Here is a 20,228-nt window from a genome sequence, read left to right as displayed (position 1 = left end):
GTATCTATTTTTCGATTTCTTCTTTGTATGCTTTAAACGCAGTGGCAATCGCAGTGGCTACCTCGCCTTGTCCTTTCTCAGAAGCTAAATAAGTCTCTTCCTCCGGGTTCGTTAAAAATCCCGTCTCTACTAATACACTGGGCATTGCCGTACGCCAAATTACTAAAAATCCAGCTTGTTTTACCCCAAAACTCTTACGTTGATAGGTCTTGGAAAATTGTTCCTCAACTTTCGAAGCAAATTTTACCGAACTTGCCATGAATGCACTCTGGTAATTTGCCATCATAATATGAGCTAATGGAGAACTAGGATCAAAACCATCATAGGTCTTCTGGTAATCCTTCTCCTGCAAGATAACCGAGTTCTCTCGCTTCGCTACATTTAAATTACCATCTGTTTTATGCAAACCCATCGTATAAGTTTCTGTTCCGTAGGCATTTTTATTCACCGCGGCATTGCAATGCACTGAAATGAATAAATCAGCTTTATTGCGGTTTGCGATATTAGCCCGTTCATTTAATTCGATGAAGGTATCCGTATCGCGTGTATAGACAATCTTTATATCAGGATGGGCAGCTTTTAACTTTTTGCCTAACTCCTGAATAATTTTTAATGTCACAATCCCCTCATGAGAGCCTTTAGGACCAGAACAACCAGGATCTTTTCCTCCGTGACCAGCGTCTAAACAAACAACTTTAATTCGATTCTTAATGTCCCCCTTCTGAAAACCACTAGGTGTCCAAGCAGTCAGCAATAAACCCAACGAAAAAATTAAAACGATAGATTTTATCTGATTAAACATTATTTTCTAATTGTTACACGTTGATAACAAGCAAAGATGTAATTTTGTAGGCTTGTATTTAATAAGTACAAATATAATTTTTAAATTCCATTTGGTAAAGAAATCCACATATTACCTTTTTATTACGCTGTTTGTCCTTTTTGCCTCTATTTCAGAAGTGAAAGCGCAAAGGATTATCTCGACGGATACTTTACAAAAATCCATTCCTAAAGACACGGCCGCTAAATTAGAGACTACCGTTTTCTATTCTGCGCTAGACTCCACAATATTAGATGCGGAAAAACAAATCGTTAATCTGTATGGAGGTGCCAAAGTAAAATACGGTGAAATCTCTCTAGAGGCTAATTATATACGTCTAGATTGGGCTAAGAATGAGGTTTACGCCATTGGAACACAGGATACACTGACGAAAAAAATGATTGGACTACCTGTATTCTTACAGGGTAGCGACAAATACGATTCCGACGAGATTCGCTATAATTTCAAAACCAAACGGGCCATTATTAAAGGAATTGTCACGCAACAAGGCGAAGGATTTGTTCAGGGAAAAAATGTCAAAAAAGATGAAGAGGAAAATCTCTACATCCGAAATGCCATTTATACCACTTGTAATTTAACCCATCCACACTTTCACATTAAAGCGAATAAGATTAAAGTGGTGGGAAAGAAGGAGATCGTTTCAGGACCATTTCATTTTGAACTAAATGATATCCCATTGCCCATCGGTTTACCCTTTGGCTTTTTCCCTTATTCCCAACCAAAAGAGGCTGGAAAATCAGGTATTCTTATGCCTACCTATGGTGAAGAGCCCACTGGTAGAGGTTTTTATTTACGAGATGGTGGCTATTACTGGGCAGCCAGTGAAAATATTGGCATCCGATTTACGGGTCAAGTATACTCAAAAGGTGGGTGGGGCTTGGGCGTTAATTCTCAATACAATAAACGCTATCGATATACAGGTAGTTTTAATTTAGCTTTAAATCGAAATACCAATGGGGACGAATTTAATCCCACAAAAAGAACGGACTTTGCACTTCAATGGGCTCACTCACCACGAAGCTTAGGAAATTCTAGTTTTTCCGCCTCTGTGAATCTTGCCTCTAATTCCTATAACCAGTTCAATTCATTTAATACGCAGCAATACCTTTCAAATACAATTGGTTCATCCGTTCAATATTCCAAAAATTTTGGTCAAACAATTCGCACAAGTGTCAGCCTTCGAATCAACCAAAACACGAGTACGCGCGTATTTGATGCAGGAACTGATTTTAACTTTGGCCTAAACCAAATTCAGCCATTCAAAAAGAAAAACTCACTTGGAGATCGCTTCATTGATCAATTCCGAATCGGTTTAGACTTTTCTGGTGGTATTTCAATGACTAACCAGGTAGGTGATCCATATACACGCTACGAATTCGATGTATTTCCCCGTTCTTCTAATTCGCTAAGGGGAACCATCCAAAGACCATTTATTCCAACAGGTGCGAATGATGTACCCGCTGGAGTAATTCCTGTGGATGCGAGTACGCTTCCGATTCTTTGGGAAAAAGCCCAGACAAAATTTAATTATAGCATCCCACTATCCTTGCCTAATTTGAAGTTAACGAAACATATCAATCTAACACCAGGAGTAGCCTTGTCTGGTAATATGTACACAAGATCGTACAAATACACCTACGTGCCGGCAGATTCAACAGTCAGAATTGATACAGTAGGTGGCTTACCTAAATTTAACTCCCAAATTTCCTACTCAGCGGGTATGAATACCCGGTTATTTGGAACTTTGCGTTTTAAAAAGGGTCGTTTAGAAGCCATTCGCCATACGATGGTTCCCGCTGTTAGTTTAAGTTATACCCCAGATTATTCAGACCCTAATTTTGGCTTTTTCCAAGATGTAAGAATCAACAACCGGAAATTCATTAATACCGAAGGGAAAGAACAAATAGGTGATATTAGGCGCATAAGCACATTTGATCCACGTACATTAAGTTATGGAGGGGCTTCAGGAGCCATTTCTTTTGGTATTCAAAATACGTTAGAAGCGAAATTGAAGACCAAGTCGGATACCGCAAGCATGCTCACCGAGAAGGTTAGAATTCTGGATAATTTCGGTATCAGCGGAAGCTATAATTTATTGGCAAAAGAATTTGGCTTATCTAACATTGGATTTAATGCAGCGTCAAGGGTGAAGGAGTTTGACATCAATTTGAGTGGTAGCTTTGATCCCTATTTATATGTAAAGGATCCGTTGTTTTTTGATGTCGGGAGAAGGACTCCAGATTTAATGTACAGCCAAGGAGCAGGATTAGCGCGCTTGCAAGGATTTAATTTCTCTATAGGTCGACGCTTCTCACCTACAAAGCCTAAACCGAAGGAAAATAAAAATGCTAGTGATGCACAGATGAATCAAATTAACCGAAATCTAGACGATTTTATCGACTGGAATGTGCCTTGGAATTTCTCTTTCTCCTATCAATTCAGTATGAATAAGACTGGGTTAGCTTCCCCACAAAATATTAGTGGTCTCAGTTTCCAAGGTGACATCAGTATTTCCGAAAAATGGAAAATCTCCATGAATTCTGGATTTGATTTTAAGTACAAAGGATTAACCTACACAAACATGTCCGTTCACCGCGACTTGCATTGCTGGGAGATGAATTTTAACTGGACCCCAATTGCTAGCCCATTCTTTGGGCGTGCAAGTAATTATTCATTTGACCTGAGGGTTAAATCAACCCTGCTTCAAGACTTAAAGCTTTCGCGTAGACGCAGCTTCTATGACAAAGGTGGATTCTAGTTTAACTTGGATTTAAAGGCTTTCAAGAATTTATCCATCTTAGGTTTGATGACGATTTGGCAGTAAGGTTCCGTCCCATTCTCATTGAAATAATTCTGATGGTAATCCTCAGCGACATAAAATTCTGACGCCGGTGTAATCTCGGTTACTATAGGATTAGGAAAAACACGTTGATCATTTAGTTTTTGCCTCCAGGACTCTGCCTCTTTTTGCTGTTCTGGAGTATGGAAAAATACCGCACTTCGGTATTGCGTACCCGTATCTGCTCCTTGTCTATTTAAAGTAGTAGGATCATGTGTCTGCCAAAAAATCTCCAACAAGGTCGCAACACTCACTTCCCTCGGATCGTAGCTTAATTGACAAACCTCCGCATGACCTGTAAGTCCGGAACAAACCTCCCGGTAGGTTGGATTCTTCATCTTACCACCCATATAGCCAGATGTAACTAATTTAACCCCTTTCACACGCTGAAAAACAGCCTCAACACACCAGAAGCATCCAGCTCCAAACGTAATTTTCTCTAATTTCTGATCCATCTTATTTGCTTGATTTTTTTGAATTGACCCACCTTGCTCTGCCGCGCTTCCACAAGAAAAATGAAAAGCGCTTGTGATGATGCTCAACACAATTAATGTAATTTTTGAGATCTTTTTCATCTTATATTATTTTTTAGCACTAATTTCGCTTCCCAAATTACCCAATTTTCGTTCAAACTTGAAACAATCCTGGAAAGCTGCTTTTACTGACCGTAACTTCACCCTAAAGTTGATAGGAGCCTTAGCTGTGTTTCTTATTTTCCCCTTTAAAGCGGATGATTATTTCCAATGGATTCAATTGCGCGAAGGCATTCAGTGGAACGATCCACTACTTAACTTCCTTCCTGCCTTAAATGTTTCCTATCCGATTTTTGGTATCATTTATTTTTCGGTTATCTACTTGTTATATCGGTTATTACAAGATCCGAAAAAATTCCTTTGGTTCGCCTGGGCCTTCAATATTGAAACTGCTTTCCGTTTTTTAAGCATCTATTTGGTGGCCTTAAATCCCCCAACAGGCCTCGTAGATTTACATGACCCTTTAGCGGAAATTTTCATCTATGGGGAGAATATGGCCATCACGAAAGACTTATTTTTCTCTGGACATACAGCCACTATGGTTTTTGTGTGCTACTTTTTGCCTACCGCGAGAGAAAGAAGAATTGCCATCGGACTAAGTATAATCCTCGTGACCCTCTTACTTATACAACACGTGCATTATAGTTTAGATATAGCTGCTGCACCAGTATTTACCCTAGCAGCTATCTGGATTGTTAAAAAAGCAGGAATTATTTAAGCGATTTCTTGTCTAGCGTCTCAAACACAGAATTGTTTGATTTGTACTCCGGAATTATCTCCTTGATTTTCGCAACAATTGAATTATTATTCCCACTTGATAATAAATGATTTAAGTCGTTAGTCGCTATTTCCATGTAGGCATAAGAAGGCGTATTTACCTCGGCAATTAAGATCTTAGGGTGGTGAGTAGGTAGCGTATTTTCATCGTTATTTAATAACTCTTCGTATAGCTTTTCCCCAGGACGCAAACCCGTATACTTGATTTCAATATCTTTATCTACTCTCAATCCACTTAAGGTAATCATTTTCTTAGCTAGATCTATAATCTTCACAGATTCGCCCATATCAAAAACAAATACTTCTCCACCTTGTCCCATGGTCGCCGCTTCTAGTACGAGCTCACACGCTTCAGGAATGGTCATAAAGTACCGCGTAATCTCTGGATGTGTAACAGTTACCGGACCACCTCGTTCAATTTGCTTCTTAAATAGAGGAATTACTGACCCATTAGATCCTAATACGTTACCGAAACGAGTCGCAATAAACTTCGTTTTTACCCCTTCCAATTGATTCATCGATTGGGTATACATCTCCGCTAAACGCTTAGTAGCCCCCATGACGTTTGTCGGATTAACTGCTTTGTCCGTAGAAACCATCACAAATTTATCAACACCGAGTTCTGACGCTAATTCAGCTAAAATCCGAGTTCCGATGACATTCGTTTTAATTGCCTCATATGGGTTATTTTCCATCAAGGGTACATGCTTATAGGCCGCCGCATGGAAGATAATATCAGGCCGATGGTTCTTAAATATTTTACTGATACGTCTCGTATCTGACACATCGGCTACATTTACAATCATTTGAACATTGGCGGGAACTTTACCTGCTAGTTCATACTCTAAATCATATAAAGCTGACTCAGCCTGATCCACTAGTACAAGTTTAGCTGGGAAATAGGCGATGAGTTGACGCACAATTTCACTTCCAATGGATCCCGCAGCTCCAGTCACTAGGATAACTTTACCTGAAATCTCCTCACCAATTCTTTTATTGTTCATCTGGATCACCTCACGACCCAATAGATCCTCAATCTTTACATTATGAATCTGATTCATGGCAAACTCCCCTTCCACCCATTTATCAACAGGAGGTAAGGCTTTCACTACGACGCCACGATCTAAGAAAATATCAGAAATTTTGCGCTTCGATTTAGCTGACATATTATTGATGGCCATAATAACCTCCAAACCCTCATTTGAGCCAACAAACTTATCTAATACCTCTGGCAAACTAAATACCTTTATTCCTTCAATCGTTTTACCAATCTTAGATTCATTATCATCAATAAAACCTAAAATTTTATAGTTTGTGGAACGGTCCGTTTGGAACACATTCTTAGTCAACATCCCTGTATAACCTGCACCATAAATTAGAACGCCTATCGTGGGTTTAAACTGATTAATGAATGATTCGTAAAAACTCTTCACAAAAAAGCGAAGAATAACCATCCAGAATAGGCAGATAAAAAAGTCAATAATTAATATGGAGGCTGATAAATTAAATACGTGTTCAAATCCTAACGTATTTCTAATCACTCCGGAGACTACAACTGCCCCTAATGTACCCGTGAAAACAGCCTTTAAAATAAGTATGGCATCCTCAATACTCGTATGCCGAATAATACCTGCATAGGATTGGAAAAACAAAAACGCTAGTAAGCGCAATCCTAAAACAAAAACTAATTGGGAGGCAAATATGCTTAAATCAATTTCCGACAACTGGAAATTCATCCGCAATAGGGTGGCAATGGAGAATGAGAAGATGACAATCAGTGAATCAAAAACTAATACGAGCCATCTCGAGAGAAAGCGATTCGAATATTTCCGAATGAAGGAAGACTTCGTCATAATAGATTGTACAAAAACACGGGCAAACTTATAAAACTTAGATGGTAGTTAGCCAACGTCCAAAATTACAAATTAAAACATGAAAGTATACCTAAATTTATTAAACGGCGAAAAATGTAGACGAATGGACTATGATTTACCGAAGCCTGGAGCCGTTAAATCGACGATTGCATCCGATTTCATAACCATAACACGTTCTTTGCCTACATTTGTCATGTAACCAATGGCAGTCACATCTGCGATTTTTTCCACTTTGGGAAAATCTTCTTGAGAAACCGTAAATAATAACTCATAGTCCTCACCTCCATTTAAGGCGGCAGTTAAAGGACTCACATTGAATTCTGTTGCTGAGAGATAAGTCTCATCATCAATAGGAATATTTTTTTCGAAAATACGAGCCCCTAAGCCAGATGCGTTACATAAATGAATAATCTCAGACGCTAATCCATCCGAACAATCGATCATCGATGTAGGTACCACTCCTAATTCTCTTAATTCATGAATGATATCAAATCGGGCCATCGGTTTCAGCTGACGTAATACCACATAACTTTTTCCTTCTAATTCTGGCTGCATATCCGGATTAGCCAAAAACACTTGCTTTTCTCTTTCCAAGGAATGTAAGCCCATCAAGGCGGCACCAAGATCCCCGGAAACACAAAGAACGTCGTTTGCTTTTGCTGTTCCCCGCTTTACTAATTTATTAGCCTCTACCACGCCTGTTCCAGTCATAGAGATAATCAGGCCGTTCGGACTTGAAGTTGTATCGCCTCCTACCACATCTACTTTGTATTCTTCGCAGGCTAAACGAATACCTTCATACAGGGCATCTACCGATTCCACTGAAAAGCGATTTGATAATCCTAATCCGATCATAATCTGGGTAGGGATAGCATTCATCGCAGCAATATCAGAAAGTACGACTGAAACGGCTTTAAATCCCAAATGTTGCAATGGAGTGTAGGCTAAGTCGAAATGAACCCCTTCAATTAACAATTCAGTCGTGGTCACTACCTTATTTCCCTTCGGATCTAAAACAGCCGTATCATCTCCTATTCCTATTTCCGTCCAGTCTTGTTTTTCTGTTAATTGAGCAGCTAGGTGATTAATTAATCCAAATTCACCAATTTCTCCAATTTCAGTTCTCTTTTCCATATATAACGCAAAAAGCCGCCACAAGGACGGCTTTTATTTTAAAATATCTAATTATGGGTTTACTAAAGCTAGTTTCACTATCGCACTGCTCGCCTTAACATAGGCAGCCGTTTGTTGTAAACTTAATGTAGTAGCAGTAGGGGTTGTTAAAATGGTGAACGTGATCGTCCCGCCTGTTCCCGTAGGAGCCCCTTCAGCACTTGTTAATGAACTTAAGGTTAACGTTTTCCCATCTGTCGCAACAGAATAGTTTCCAGTAAATACTTTACCATCAAATTCTGTTAATTTAACTGAACCCGCTGTAGAAAGATCTAATTTATACTGAGAATAGCCCTGTACTACGTTAGAAGTACTTGATTTATCGTATTTTGCTACGCCATCCCATTGAGCAGAACTAGCGCTCCACACTTTTTTCACTAAGTCTGCCACATTTATGGTAGGTGGCTGTGGTATTGGCGCAGGTGCAGGATCTCCTCCTCCACTACAAGCCATTACTGAAATGGCAAACAAAAAGACAATGAATTGTTTCATAGGTATTTAATTTACAATGTAAATTTAAAAATCTTTCTGAAAAAAAATCGGGTTTGACCCTTTTTATTTAGCTTCGTGTAAAATATGAAGACCTACACACGCGGACAATTAGCCCTACGAAATGGGCAGGATAAGCCTGAGATTTGGGTGGCCTTTCGGGGGCTCATCTATGATATGACAAATTCCAAATTGTGGAAAAACGGTAAGCATTACGAACACTGGGCAGGTCAAGATTTAACTCCTGAGATTGCAGATGCCCCACATAGTGAAAAAGTATTTGAAAAATTTACGCCCATTGGGATACTAGAATAAGATGATTTTAATTGTTGAGAGTGGTTCGACTAAGACAGCATGGCGACTCATAAAAGATCCCACAGCACCGTATGAAAGTTTCTCTAGTTCTGGGATTAATCCCTACTACCAAACGACGGAGGAAATTAAAGCATCGCAGGATTCGGTTTTAGCTGGGTTTACTGAGCTACCCATTTCAGCCGTTTTTTATTATGGCACTGGCGTAACCGGGGATGCGCAATGCGAAGTTATTGCTGCCGCCTTTAGGCCCTATTTCCCCACTAATTGTTCCCTTGAAATACAAAACGACCTCATAGCAGCAGCAAGATCGCTTTGTGGGAAAGAAGCGGGCATTGCATGTATTTTAGGAACAGGATCTAATTCCGGATATTGGGATGGAACTCGTATTTCAGCTCAAATTCCCCCTTTAGGATTTTGGTTAGGGGATGAAGGTAGCGGAGGACATTTAGGCAAGAGTTTAATGCTGAGTTATTTGCACGGTCAAATGCCGTCGGATTTACGTGCTATTTTCGAAAAGCGGTACGGGGTATTTGACCGGTTGACCATTTTAGATAAAGCCTATAAACAAGCCTTTCCGAATCGGTGGTTTGCTAGCTTTTCGAAATTTTTATTTGACCACCGCAAAGAGGCATTCTGCTATGGATTGATCGAGCAATCCTTTGAAGCATTTATTTCCCTGTATTTAAAGAGGTATAAAGAGGCCCCCGTTTTTCATTTCACAGGTTCAGTAGCCTTCTATTATTCCGATATCTTGAAACAAGTCATGAAAAAAAATGGTTTACCCATTGGTCACATTAGTGAGGGCCCTATGGCGGGACTTTGCTTGTATCACAAGGGGGAGTTTTGGCCATAAATTCGTAAATTGCGGCAATTCTAAAAAGCCTAAGTCAACAAACTAGAAAAACTACCTATGACATCACATATTAAATCCATAGGAACTAAACAAAAAGCACTTCAAATCAATCTAGATCGCAGTATCTACGGCTCCTTCGCGGAGATCGGGGCAGGTCAAGATGTAGCGGCTAATTTCTTCAAAGCCGGTGGAGCCTCAGGCACCATTGCTAAAACCATTTCTGCCTACGACATGGCTTTTTCGGATGCCATTTATGGCGAAGAGGCGTCAGGGAAATATGTGTGCGAAACGCGTTTAATGAAGATGCTAAATCGAGAGTTCAAATTATTGAACGTTCGATTAACAGAAACAGCAGCAGAGAAACGTTTTTTTGCCTTTGCAGATACTGTTTCTGCCTTGAATTTTCAAAAGACAAATGATGCCCACGGGTGGATTGGACTTCGTTTCCAATTAACTCCGAATGGTGGGTTTAACGATGTGGTTATTCACGTGAATATGCTGGATAATGACAATATCTTACAGCAACAGGCACTCGGTATAATTGGTGTTAATCTGTTGTATGGCTGCTACCATTACCATGAGGATCCAGAAAAATTGTTGTTATCCTTATTGGATGATTTGAATAAAGACCGTATCGAGATTGATATGATCCGTTTTGAAGGTCCGGACTTTAAAGAGGTGGACAATCGATTAATGTCATTGTATCTTGTGAAGCATGGCTATACACAGGCGGCGGTTTTTGGGCCAGATGGCAAGGTGATGCAACCTTATGATGCCTTATCGAAAAAACACATTGTGGCCGTTCGCGGTCGTTTCCGCCCGGTGACGAATATCTTCTCTGATATGTTAAAGAAGGGCGTGGCACAGTTTGAGCAGGAGCCGGATGTGGACGATGATAAAATCTGTGTGCTTTCAGAGTTAACGCTAAAAAGCTTAGAGAATGAGACACACAAGATCGATGAGAAAGATTTCTTAGATCGCGTGGATATTTTATGTTCTTTAGGCCAAACCGTGTTAATTTCTAATTTCCACGAATATTTCAAATTAGTCGACTTTTTAAGTCAATTCTCGAAGTTAAAAATGGCCTTAGTAATGGGTATGCCTAACTTAGAATACATTTTCGAGGAGAAGCATTATAAGGAGGTGCCAGGCGGAATTATGAGTGCTTTTGGCTGTTTGTTTGGCCAAAACATTAAATTATACCTCTACCCTACTATCTCAGAGAATGGAGAGATAATTCACCTGAAGAATTTCCAGCCAGAGACTCATTTAAAAGGTTTATTCACCTATTTAATTGATAATGAGAAGTTAGCTGAAATTCAGAAATACGATGAAAAACTCATGCATATTCGGACCGATAAGGTACTGGAAATGATTCAATCTGGCGGAGAAGATTGGATCCCCATGGTTCCTAAATCTGTCTCTAAATTGATCAAAGAGCACTCGCTCTTTGGATATCAAGCTTAACAAAAAAAGCCCTGATCTCTCAGGGCTTTTTTTTATTTCATTAGATCAATAAACTGATCAAATAAGTAACGAGAATCATGTGGTCCAGGGCTAGCTTCTGGGTGATGTTGTACCGAGAAGGCTTTGCGACCTTTTACACGTAAACCTTCGACTGTTTGATCGTTCAAATTAATGTGTGTCAACTCTGCTTTATCGGAAGATTTTAACTCATCCATCATTACAGCAAAACCGTGGTTTTGGGATGTAATTTCAGATAGACCTGAGATTAAATTCTTCACGGGGTGATTCAATCCACGGTGCCCGTTGTGCATTTTATAAGTAGATAAACCTACCACTTGCGCTAGGATTTGGTGACCTAAGCAGATGCCGAAAACAGGTTTGTCACTATTCAAGAATTCCGCGACCGTATCAATCGCGTAGGACATCACCGCTGGATCCCCTGGTCCGTTTGAAACAAAGTAGCCATCTGGATTCCAAGCTGCGATTTCCGCAAAAGAGGTTTTCGCTGGGAATACTTTTAAATAGCATCCACGCTCAGCAATGTTAGACAAAATGCTTCTTTTCACGCCTAGATCTAAAACAGCCACTTTACGCTCTACTTTTTCATCCCCCACAAAATAGGCTTCTTGCGTACATACCTGAGAAGATAATTCTAATCCTTCCATAGATGGAATTTTATCCAAAGCAGCTTTTAATTCTGTTTCATCAAAAATCTCCGAAGAAATCAGGCAGTTCATCACCCCTTTCGTACGAATGTGACGTACTAAAGCACGTGTGTCAATACCTGAGATTCCTACGATGCCCGCATTGGCTAAATAGTCTTGCAAAGAACCATCTGCTGTTTCACGCGAGTGAACGCTAGCAAATTCGTTACATACCATTCCAGCGATTTGGACCTTATTGGATTCTGCCTCTTTCTCTTGCATCACACCATAATTACCAATGTGAGCTGTGGTATTAATAATCACTTGACCCGCATAAGACGGATCCGTGTAAATTTCTTGATAACCCGTCATACCGGTGTTAAAACAGATCTCACCTCCGTGAGTTCCTATTTTTCCTAGTGCTTTCCCGTGGAATATAGTTCCGTCTTGTAATAATAAAACCGCTGGTGTGGACTCGGTAAATCTCATAATATGCTGTTATAAAATAAGGGTCAAATACTCATTACCTAAAAAAAGGGCTTCAACGGAAAGTTGAAGCCCTTTAAAAAAATTGCAAGAGAAAGATTAAGCGTCTTCTCCTTTTTCTTCAGTGGACTCCTCAGTTGCAGGTGCTTCTGGAGCAGCTTCTTCAGCTACTTCAGGTGCAGTTTCTTCCACTACAACTTCTGCTGGTGCTTCTACTTCTGCTACCTCTGGCGCAGCCTCTTCAGCTACTACCTCAGCTGCTGGAGCTTCTTCAACAACTTCTGCAGATGGTGCTTCTGCTACCGCTACTGGAGCCGCAGCTTCAGTAGCTTTTGCAGCACCACCACGACGGCTACGACGAGTTTTACCCGCTTTCTCCGCTGATGCAGCTAACATTGTTTCGTTGAAGTCAACTAATTCAATGAAGCAGATCTCTGCGTTATCACCTAAACGATTACCTAACTTGATAATACGTGTATATCCACCTGGACGATTCGCTACTTTCTCAGAAACGATAGAGAACAATTCTTTGATCGCATCCTTATTTTGTAAATAAGAGAATACCACACGACGATTGTTAGTGCTATCTGTTTTAGACTTTGTGATCATCGGCTCTACGTATTTACGTAATTCCTTTGCCTTAGCCACAGTCGTTTGAATACGCTTGTGTAAGATCAAAGAAGACGCCATGTTTGATAACAACGCTGCTCTGTGAGAGGCTGTTCTTCCTAGGTGATTAAATTTTTTACCGTGTCTCATTGTGTTATTTCGTAAGTTAAAAGCTCTTAAGAGCTGCGGTTAGTTTACCTCACGGCAAGCCACCTATTACTTTGTTTAAATTATTAATTAATCTTCGTCTAAACGATATTTAGAAACATCCATTCCAAAGGTCAACCCTTTTTCCTCGATCAATTGCTCTAATTCAGTTAATGATTTCTTTCCAAAATTACGGAACTTCATCATATCAGAGATTTCTAATTTCGCTAATTCACCTAATGTGCGAACGTCAGCTGATTTCAAGCAGTTGTAAGCACGTACAGATAAATCTAAGTCAGCTAATGAAGTCTTCAACAACTTGCGCATGTGAAGTAATTCCTCATCTACTACATTATCTTCTTCTGCTTTAGGAGTTTCAAATGTCATTGTTTGATCAGAGAACAACATAAAGTGTTGGATCAAGATATACGCAGCACCTTTCAATGCATCTTCTGGGTGGATTGAACCATCCGTCTCGATATCTAAAACTAATTTCTCATAATCTGTCTTTTGCTCTACACGTGTATTCTCAATGCTGAACTTAACATTCTTGATTGGAGTGTAGATCGCATCGATAGCGATGTGACCAAATGGTAACTCGTTTGCACGAGGCTCATCTGCTGGTACATAACCACGACCCTTTTCGATTACTAAATCAATTTCAACTTCTTTCGAAGAATCTAAATTGCAAATAACCAATTCAGGGTTTAAAATCTGAAAGTAAGGAGTAAACTTAGCGATGTCACCTGCAGTGATGGCTGTTTGTCCTTTAATTTTCATAGAAACTTTGTTATCCAAAATTTCTTGTGTCTTCTTGAAACGAATTTTTTTCAAGTTCAAGATGATCTCAGAGACATCTTCGTGAACGCCTTCAATGGCAGAAAATTCGTGTAACACACCAGAAATCTTAACGCTTGTGATAGCATATCCTTCTAAAGAAGAAAGTAAGATTCTACGAAGTGCGTTACCAATGGTAACACCGTAACCTTTTTCGAGTGGCTTGAACTCAAATAACCCGTGGAAGTCTGTGGCTTTTTCCATCACAACTTTTTCGGGCATTTGGAATGCTAATATTGACATATTTCGTAGCTTAAAATGATACTGAAAAAACGTTATTGGTACTCTTTAAAAACTCTAGCAATCTCGTTAGGAGATTACTTAGAGTATAATTCGACAATTGCTTGTTCGTTGAAGTTTTCAGGAATCTGATCTCTCTCTGGCATAGCATTAAACTTACCTACCAATTCAACACCATCCCACTCTAACCAGTTGAAGTTCTTAGGAGAACGAGCAGCTAGTGAGTTAGATACTACTTCTAGAGATTTCGATTTTGCACGAACACCTACTAATTGACCTGGACGTAGAGAGTAAGATGGCACATTTACTACTTCACCGTCTACAATGATGTGTTTGTGAATAACTAATTGACGCGCTGCACGACGAGTAGGAGCAATTCCTAAACGATATACTACGTTATCTAAACGAGCTTCACATAATTTGATCAAGTTTTCACCTGTGATCCCTGCCTTAACAGCAGCTTTGTGGAACAAGTTTTCGAATTGGCGCTCTAAAATACCGTATGTGTATTTTACCTTTTGCTTTTCTTTTAATTGCACTGCGTATTCAGAAACCTTTGAACGCTTTCCTTTACCGTGCATACCTGGTGCATAGTTTTTACGAGCTAATGCTTTGCTCGGACCTAGAATTGCTTCACCGAAACGACGTGCAATCTTGGATTTGGGACCTGTGTATCTAGCCATTTTTTCTTAAAAGTCATTGGACCTCTTATGCCCAATGAAGTAATTAAATTGTGAATAAAAGCGGGAGAAAATAATTACTAATTACTCCTGCATGAAAATTATTAAACGCGACGACGCTTCGGAGGACGACATCCATTGTGAGGCATTGGCGTAATATCTTTGATGATAGAAACTTCAATTCCTGAGTTTTGGATAGTACGGATAGCCGACTCACGTCCAGCTCCTGGTCCTTTTACGAAAACCTCCGCTTTCTTCATTCCTGCTTCAACAGCTACCGCTGCACAGTTAGATGCTGCCATCTGAGCTGCGTAAGGTGTGTTTTTCTTAGACCCACGGAAACCCATCTTTCCTGCTGAAGCCCAAGAGATCACTTGACCTGCTGAGTTAGTAATGGAGATAATAATGTTGTTAAAGGAAGCTTTGATGTGTACTTGACCGTTTTGTTCAACGACAACTACTCTCTTCTTCGCTTTATCTTTTCTTTTTGCTTGTGCCATAATTTGAAATGAAATACGAAGAGGTGTTACCCTCTAGTTATTATTTAGTTACTTTTTTCTTGTTAGCAACTGTTTTTCTACGACCCTTACGAGTACGTGAGTTGTTCTTAGTGCGTTGACCACGTAATGGAAGACCTTTACGGTGACGTAATCCACGGTAACAACCGATGTCCATCAAACGCTTGATGTTCAATTGAACCTCAGATTTCAACTGACCTTCCGTCTTGAATTCAGCAGCGATGATCGCACGGATAGCGCTAGCCTCCGTATCGTTCCACTCACCAGCTTTCTTGTCAAACGAAACCGCAGCTTTCGTTAAAATTTTCTGAGCAGTGCTACGACCTATACCGAAGATATAAGTCAATGCAATTTCTCCTCTTTTTTTGTCGGGAATATCAACCCCTGCAATACGAGCCATATAGGTAATTAATTGTTGTTATTAATCAATTTAAAATTCTGTCGAATTATCCTTGTCTTTGTTTGAACTTAGGATTCTTCTTGTTGATTACGTAAAGCTTTCCGTGACGACGGATTACTTTGCAATCTGCACTACGTTTCTTGATAGATGCTTTAACTTTCATATTAACTGTATTTATAAAATCAAACCTTAAATTACTTGTATCTGTAAACAATTCTCGCCTTACTTAAATCATAAGGAGACATCTCTAACTTCACCTTATCACCTGGTAAAATCTTGATGTAGTGCATCCGCATCTTGCCCGAAATGTGTGCAATGACTTGGTGCGTATTTTCCAATTCTACCCGAAACATGGCGTTCGAAAGAGCTTCCAAAATAATTCCGTCTACTTCTATCGAGGACTGTTTGGCCATAATTATTAATTTATATATTCAACAATACTGTTGATGTTTTAATCACTTCTTCAATCGGAGCGAAGGTCGTCAAAATGATCGGGCCTTCTTTTCCTACGCCTACGGTGTGTTCAAAGTGAGCACTTGGTTTGCGATCTTGTGTCCGGATAGTCCAACCATCCTTATCCACTGAGATTTGACGCTTGCCTAAGTTAATCATCGGTTCGATCGCAATGACCATTCCTTCTTTTAACTTAGCTCCTTCCCCGCGGCGACCATAATTAGGCACTTCTGGGCTTTCATGGAGCTTTTTTCCTACACCGTGACCTACTAGCTCTCTCACAACACCGTAACCAAATGATTCCGTGTAGGATTGAACAGCGAAACCAATATCGCCTACTCGTTTGCCTGGTGTGGCTTGATTCAAACCTAAATACAAGGACTCTTTCGTCCGTTGTAGCAATTGAACTACATCTTCAGCTACATTGCCAATACCGTAAGTATAAGCGCTGTCTGCGTGGTAGCCATTCTTATAAACTCCTCCGTCTATCGAGATAATATCCCCTTCTTTCAGGATCAATTCTCCAGGTAAACCGTGAACCACCACATCATTCACCGAAATACACAAAGAGTATGCATACTTTTGGCTTCCTACTTGGTAGTTCAAAAAGGATGGATGCGCTCCATTATCTTTAATATACTCGTAAGCAATTTTATCTAATGCCAAAGTACTTACTCCCGGCTCAATCGCCTTCGCTACTTCCGCGTGACACTTCGCTAAAATTTCACCATTCTGTTGAATGATGGCTAATTCAGCTGGTGTCTTTAGGTAAATCATCTTAACGGTTAATCAGTTCAGAGCGACCTTTCACTCTTCCTGATTGCATTAAGCCTTCGTACTTACGCATCAACAAATAACTTTCTATTTGTTGCAATGTATCTAATACTACTCCTACTAGGATTAAAAGAGATGTTCCTCCAAAGAAAGAAGCAAATCCTCTCGTTACGCCAAACAAGTTAGCGACCGCAGGAAGCACCGCAATTAACGATAACATCACCGCTCCTGGTAGGGTAATACGATCTAAAATCGTTGCAATAAAACCGGCCGTTTCTTCTCCTGGTTTCACTCCTGGAACAAAACCTCCACCACGCTTCATATCATCAGAGATTTGAGTCGGGTTAATAGAGATAGCTGTGTAGAAGAATGTGAACACAATAATTAAAAAAGCAAACAAAACGTTGTACTGCCAAGTCGTGAAATCGCCAAAAGCAGACGCAACCGAAGAAGCAAATTCTGATTTGTCAGCAAATGACTGAGCTACTAATCCTGGGATAAACATTAAAGCTTGAGCAAAGATGATGGGCATTACACCTGAAGCGTTTAACTTCAAAGGGATGTATTGACGCTCGCCACCTACGGTTGTTGCTTTGCTACCCACTACTTGTTTCGCATATTGAACTGGTATACGGCGAACGGCTTGTGTTACCATAATCGCACCCATAACGATAAAGAACAAGGCTATAATTTCAATGATAAACATCAAGGCACCCGACATTCCACGTGAATCTGCTTCTTGTAAAATAAATGCTGGGAAACGCGAAACGATACCAATCATGATCAACATAGAAATACCGTTACCGATACCTTTGTCTGTAATCTTCTCCCCTAACCACATACTTAACATCGTGCCTCCAATTAAAATAGCCACGCCATATAAGCGGAAGAACCAAGGATCTACCATAATCGCATCAGTTGGAATCGAAACTTGTAAATAAGTAAAGGCCTGTGCTGCTGTTACGAAGATGGTTAAGATACGCGTGATTTGATTTAATTTCTTACGACCTGACTCACCATCTTTCTGCATTTTTTGGAAATACGGAAGGGCAATGGTTAATAACTGAATCGCAATAGAAGCCGAAATGTAGGGCATGATACCTAAAGCAAATACCGAAGCATTATTTAAAGCACCGCCAGAAAAAATATTTAATAAGCCGAAAAGACCGCCTTCTCCTGCTTGTGTTAACTTAGTCGCATCTACACCTGGCAAAACGATATAAGAACCTAAACGGAAAAAAGCAATGAAAAGAAGCGTATTAATAATACGGCCTCTTAACTCCTCGATGGAGAAAATATGCTTGAAAGTTGTTATTAACTTGTTCATTCGATTAGAATAGAGGATTAACCAACAATTGCTTTACCGCCTGCTGCTTCAATAGCAGCTTTAGCAGCACCTGAAAAACCTTTCACTGTAACTTCTAAAGCAGCTGTTACAGATCCACGAGATAAAATCTTCACTAAGTCAGACTTAGATACAAGACCATTCGTGTAAAGTGTTTCAAATGTGATCACCTTAGTTCCGATTGCGTCAGCTAATGCTTGCAAGGTATCTAAGTTGATTGCTTTATATTCCACACGGTTGTGATTCTTGAAACCAAACTTAGGAACACGACGTTGTAATGGCATTTGACCACCTTCAAATCCTCTCTTACGAGAATAACCTGAACGTGATTGAGCACCTTTGTGACCACGAGCAGAAGTTCCACCTAATCCAGAACCTTGACCACGACCTACTCTTTTTCTTACTTTTACTGAGCCTTCAGCAGGCTTTAATGATGATAATTTCATTCTAATTGGGGCTTAGCGCTGCTGTTTCCAGCAACTCGCATGTTAATTAAATATTTTCAACTACAATTAAGTGGTTTACGGCACGAATCATACCTGCAATCGCTGGATTCAATTCAACCTCAACACTCTTACGGATTTTACCTAATCCTAAAGCTTGGATCGTACGTTTCTGTACTTCCGGGCGCTTAATTGCACTTTTAACTTGAGTAATTTTAACTTTAGACATTGTATGTTCTATTAGAGAGGCTTACGCGCTCTGATTATCCATTAAATACTTTAGCAACAGAAATTCCACGTTGGAATGCTACAGTGTGTGGAGCTCTCATCTTTACTAATGCATCGATGGTTGCCTTCACTACGTTGTGTGGGTTAGATGATCCTTTAGACTTAGCTAAGACATCATGCACACCTACTGATTCTAACACGGCACGCATCGCACCACCGGCGATCAATCCTGTACCTGGAGCAGCTGGCTTAATTAAAACGAAACCACCTGAGAATTTTCCTAATTGCTCGTGAGGAACCGTGTTCTTCAATAAAGGAATTTGGAATAAGTTTTTCTTAGCGTCTTCGATACCTTTTGTGATAGCGTCAGTTACCTCGTTTGCTTTTCCTAAACCGTATCCTACGATACCAGCACCGTCACCTACGACAACGATTGCTGAGAAACTAAAACGACGACCACCTTTAACTACTTTTGCAACACGGTTGATGGCTACTACTTTCTCCTTCAACTCACCTTCGTTAACCTTTATTGGTTTTGCTTGTAAATGCGACATATCTATTTCTTAAAATTGTAAGCCACCCTCGCGAGCACCTTCAGCTAATGATTTAATTCTTCCGTGATACAAATAACCGTTACGGTCAAAAACTACTTTCTCGATTCCAGCCGCCTTCGCTTTTGCAGCGATTGCTAAACCTACTGTCTTCGCAGCTTCAATGTTGTTATTCACTTTATCTTTCTTGTATGAAGTAGCAGCAAATAAAGTCTTGCCAGCTAAATCATCAACTAATTGCGCGTAAACTGCAGAATTAGAACGATATACACTTAAACGCGGACGTTCCGCTGTTCCTGCGATCTTAGCACGAATCGCACGTTTAATGCGGGTTCTGCGTAAATTTTTGGTTGTTGCCATTTGTTAACTTGTTTGTGTGGATTTCCGGCCCACGCTTATTATTTATTTTTTACCGCCCGCTTTACCAGCTTTACGACGTACTTGCTCTCCTAAGAAACGAACACCTTTACCTTTGTATGGTTCAACTGGACGTAGAGACTTGATTTTCGCAGCTACTTGACCAATCAATTGCTTATCAATTGACTTTAAAGTAACCATTGGATTCTTACCTTTTTCCATTGCAGTTGCGATAGAAACCTCAGCAGGAATAGCCATGAAAATCGCGTGAGAGTAACCCAAGCTTAATTCTAAAATATTTCCTTGATTTGCGGCCTTGTAACCAACACCAATGATTTCCAAATCTTTTTGGTAA

Annotated in this window: 25 protein-coding genes; 5 read left to right on the top strand and 20 right to left on the bottom strand. The window is 40.0% G+C overall.

Going from position 1 to position 20,228, the window contains the following annotated elements; translation table 11 throughout:
* Nucleotides 1–4: 4 nt before the first annotated feature.
* Entirely contained in the window at nucleotides 5–802 is a 798-nt protein-coding gene (locus ACILP5_RS04340) for an N-acetylmuramoyl-L-alanine amidase (RefSeq protein WP_395617432.1), read from the bottom strand.
* 91 nt (nucleotides 803–893) lie between these two features.
* Between ACILP5_RS04340 and ACILP5_RS04335 the strand changes: the two genes are divergently transcribed.
* Nucleotides 894–3,599 (top strand): putative LPS assembly protein LptD, encoded by a 2,706-nt coding sequence (locus ACILP5_RS04335; protein WP_395617431.1) that lies wholly within the window; start codon nucleotides 894–896, stop codon nucleotides 3,597–3,599.
* Here the strand turns inward: ACILP5_RS04335 and msrA are convergent.
* Nucleotides 3,596–4,255, bottom strand: coding sequence for a peptide-methionine (S)-S-oxide reductase MsrA (gene msrA / locus ACILP5_RS04330; protein WP_395617430.1), 660 nt, complete (start codon nucleotides 4,253–4,255; stop codon nucleotides 3,596–3,598). The two genes, ACILP5_RS04335 and msrA, sit on opposite strands and share 4 nt — an antisense overlap.
* A gap of 58 nt (nucleotides 4,256–4,313) precedes the next feature.
* Between msrA and ACILP5_RS04325 the strand changes: the two genes are divergently transcribed.
* Nucleotides 4,314–4,931 (top strand): phosphatase PAP2-related protein, encoded by a 618-nt coding sequence (locus tag ACILP5_RS04325; protein ID WP_395617429.1) that lies wholly within the window; start codon nucleotides 4,314–4,316, stop codon nucleotides 4,929–4,931.
* Here the strand turns inward: ACILP5_RS04325 and ACILP5_RS04320 are convergent.
* The 3 genes from ACILP5_RS04320 to ACILP5_RS04310 form a co-directional block, all read right to left on the bottom strand.
* The gene (locus ACILP5_RS04320) at nucleotides 4,924–6,843 is read right to left on the bottom strand and encodes a polysaccharide biosynthesis protein (protein WP_395617428.1); all 1,920 of its coding nucleotides are present in this window, start codon (nucleotides 6,841–6,843) and stop codon (nucleotides 4,924–4,926) included. The two genes, ACILP5_RS04325 and ACILP5_RS04320, sit on opposite strands and share 8 nt — an antisense overlap.
* A 129-nt stretch (nucleotides 6,844–6,972) precedes the next feature.
* Nucleotides 6,973–7,998 carry a thiamine-phosphate kinase gene (gene thiL / locus ACILP5_RS04315; protein WP_395617427.1) on the bottom strand — a complete coding sequence of 342 codons (1,026 nt, stop codon included), beginning with the start codon at nucleotides 7,996–7,998 and terminating at the stop codon, nucleotides 6,973–6,975.
* 51 nt (nucleotides 7,999–8,049) lie between these two features.
* A complete protein-coding gene (locus tag ACILP5_RS04310) occupies nucleotides 8,050–8,529 on the bottom strand; it encodes a hypothetical protein (RefSeq protein ID WP_395617426.1) in 480 nt (159 codons plus the stop codon).
* Between the two features lie 84 nt (nucleotides 8,530–8,613).
* On the opposite strand from ACILP5_RS04310, the gene ACILP5_RS04305 reads away from it, so the two are divergent.
* From ACILP5_RS04305 to ACILP5_RS04295, 3 genes are read left to right on the top strand one after another with little or no spacing between them, the layout of a single operon-like run.
* A complete protein-coding gene (locus ACILP5_RS04305; RefSeq protein ID WP_395617425.1) occupies nucleotides 8,614–8,841 on the top strand; it encodes a cytochrome b5 domain-containing protein in 228 nt (75 codons plus the stop codon).
* 1 nt (nucleotide 8,842) lies between these two features.
* Complete coding sequence (locus tag ACILP5_RS04300) at nucleotides 8,843–9,694, top strand: N-acetylglucosamine kinase (RefSeq protein WP_395617424.1); 852 nt, start codon at nucleotides 8,843–8,845, stop codon at nucleotides 9,692–9,694.
* 57 nt (nucleotides 9,695–9,751) lie between these two features.
* A complete protein-coding gene (locus tag ACILP5_RS04295) occupies nucleotides 9,752–11,161 on the top strand; it encodes a TonB-dependent receptor (RefSeq protein ID WP_395617423.1) in 1,410 nt (469 codons plus the stop codon).
* Nucleotides 11,162–11,193: 32 nt separating this feature from the next.
* Here the strand turns inward: ACILP5_RS04295 and carA are convergent, their stop codons facing one another.
* From carA to ACILP5_RS04220, 15 genes are all read right to left on the bottom strand, one after another.
* Nucleotides 11,194–12,294, bottom strand: a complete 1,101-nt coding sequence (carA, locus tag ACILP5_RS04290) for a glutamine-hydrolyzing carbamoyl-phosphate synthase small subunit (protein WP_395617422.1) — start codon at nucleotides 12,292–12,294, stop codon at nucleotides 11,194–11,196.
* 96 nt (nucleotides 12,295–12,390) lie between these two features.
* A complete protein-coding gene (gene rplQ, locus ACILP5_RS04285) occupies nucleotides 12,391–13,050 on the bottom strand; it encodes a 50S ribosomal protein L17 (protein WP_395617421.1) in 660 nt (219 codons plus the stop codon).
* A gap of 87 nt (nucleotides 13,051–13,137) precedes the next feature.
* Nucleotides 13,138–14,127, bottom strand: a complete 990-nt coding sequence (locus tag ACILP5_RS04280) for a DNA-directed RNA polymerase subunit alpha (RefSeq protein WP_377980620.1) — start codon at nucleotides 14,125–14,127, stop codon at nucleotides 13,138–13,140.
* A gap of 74 nt (nucleotides 14,128–14,201) precedes the next feature.
* Nucleotides 14,202–14,807, bottom strand: a complete 606-nt coding sequence (rpsD, locus tag ACILP5_RS04275) for a 30S ribosomal protein S4 (RefSeq protein WP_395617420.1) — start codon at nucleotides 14,805–14,807, stop codon at nucleotides 14,202–14,204.
* Nucleotides 14,808–14,908: 101 nt separating this feature from the next.
* Nucleotides 14,909–15,304: a 30S ribosomal protein S11 gene (gene rpsK / locus ACILP5_RS04270; RefSeq protein ID WP_130895422.1), complete on the bottom strand. Its 396-nt coding sequence runs from the start codon at nucleotides 15,302–15,304 to the stop codon at nucleotides 14,909–14,911.
* 40 nt (nucleotides 15,305–15,344) lie between these two features.
* The gene (gene rpsM, locus ACILP5_RS04265; protein ID WP_130895423.1) at nucleotides 15,345–15,722 is read right to left on the bottom strand and encodes a 30S ribosomal protein S13; all 378 of its coding nucleotides are present in this window, start codon (nucleotides 15,720–15,722) and stop codon (nucleotides 15,345–15,347) included.
* A gap of 46 nt (nucleotides 15,723–15,768) precedes the next feature.
* The gene (ykgO, locus tag ACILP5_RS04260; RefSeq protein ID WP_130895424.1) at nucleotides 15,769–15,885 is read right to left on the bottom strand and encodes a type B 50S ribosomal protein L36; all 117 of its coding nucleotides are present in this window, start codon (nucleotides 15,883–15,885) and stop codon (nucleotides 15,769–15,771) included.
* A 31-nt stretch (nucleotides 15,886–15,916) separates the two neighbouring features.
* Nucleotides 15,917–16,135, bottom strand: coding sequence for a translation initiation factor IF-1 (gene infA / locus ACILP5_RS04255; RefSeq protein WP_127803117.1), 219 nt, complete (start codon nucleotides 16,133–16,135; stop codon nucleotides 15,917–15,919).
* A gap of 10 nt (nucleotides 16,136–16,145) precedes the next feature.
* Nucleotides 16,146–16,952: a type I methionyl aminopeptidase gene (gene map, locus ACILP5_RS04250; RefSeq protein ID WP_395617419.1), complete on the bottom strand. Its 807-nt coding sequence runs from the start codon at nucleotides 16,950–16,952 to the stop codon at nucleotides 16,146–16,148.
* A gap of 1 nt (nucleotide 16,953) precedes the next feature.
* Nucleotides 16,954–18,276 (bottom strand): preprotein translocase subunit SecY, encoded by a 1,323-nt coding sequence (secY, locus tag ACILP5_RS04245; protein WP_395617418.1) that lies wholly within the window; start codon nucleotides 18,274–18,276, stop codon nucleotides 16,954–16,956.
* A gap of 17 nt (nucleotides 18,277–18,293) precedes the next feature.
* Nucleotides 18,294–18,740 carry a 50S ribosomal protein L15 gene (gene rplO, locus ACILP5_RS04240; RefSeq protein WP_395617417.1) on the bottom strand — a complete coding sequence of 149 codons (447 nt, stop codon included), beginning with the start codon at nucleotides 18,738–18,740 and terminating at the stop codon, nucleotides 18,294–18,296.
* A gap of 46 nt (nucleotides 18,741–18,786) precedes the next feature.
* Nucleotides 18,787–18,966 carry a 50S ribosomal protein L30 gene (gene rpmD / locus ACILP5_RS04235; RefSeq protein ID WP_205753085.1) on the bottom strand — a complete coding sequence of 60 codons (180 nt, stop codon included), beginning with the start codon at nucleotides 18,964–18,966 and terminating at the stop codon, nucleotides 18,787–18,789.
* Between the two features lie 34 nt (nucleotides 18,967–19,000).
* A complete protein-coding gene (gene rpsE / locus ACILP5_RS04230; RefSeq protein WP_377978499.1) occupies nucleotides 19,001–19,519 on the bottom strand; it encodes a 30S ribosomal protein S5 in 519 nt (172 codons plus the stop codon).
* A 9-nt stretch (nucleotides 19,520–19,528) separates the two neighbouring features.
* Nucleotides 19,529–19,876, bottom strand: coding sequence for a 50S ribosomal protein L18 (rplR, locus tag ACILP5_RS04225; protein ID WP_395617416.1), 348 nt, complete (start codon nucleotides 19,874–19,876; stop codon nucleotides 19,529–19,531).
* 42 nt (nucleotides 19,877–19,918) lie between these two features.
* The coding region (locus ACILP5_RS04220) for a 50S ribosomal protein L6 (RefSeq protein ID WP_395617415.1) at nucleotides 19,919–20,228 on the bottom strand (310 nt) is incomplete at its 5' end.

The sequence above is a fragment of the Aquirufa sp. genome (genome assembly GCF_044239315.1).
Classification (GTDB): Bacteria; Bacteroidota; Bacteroidia; order Cytophagales; family Spirosomataceae; genus Aquirufa.
Note: the sequence above shows the minus strand (reverse complement) of the source record. Positions and strands in the feature narration are given on the sequence as shown.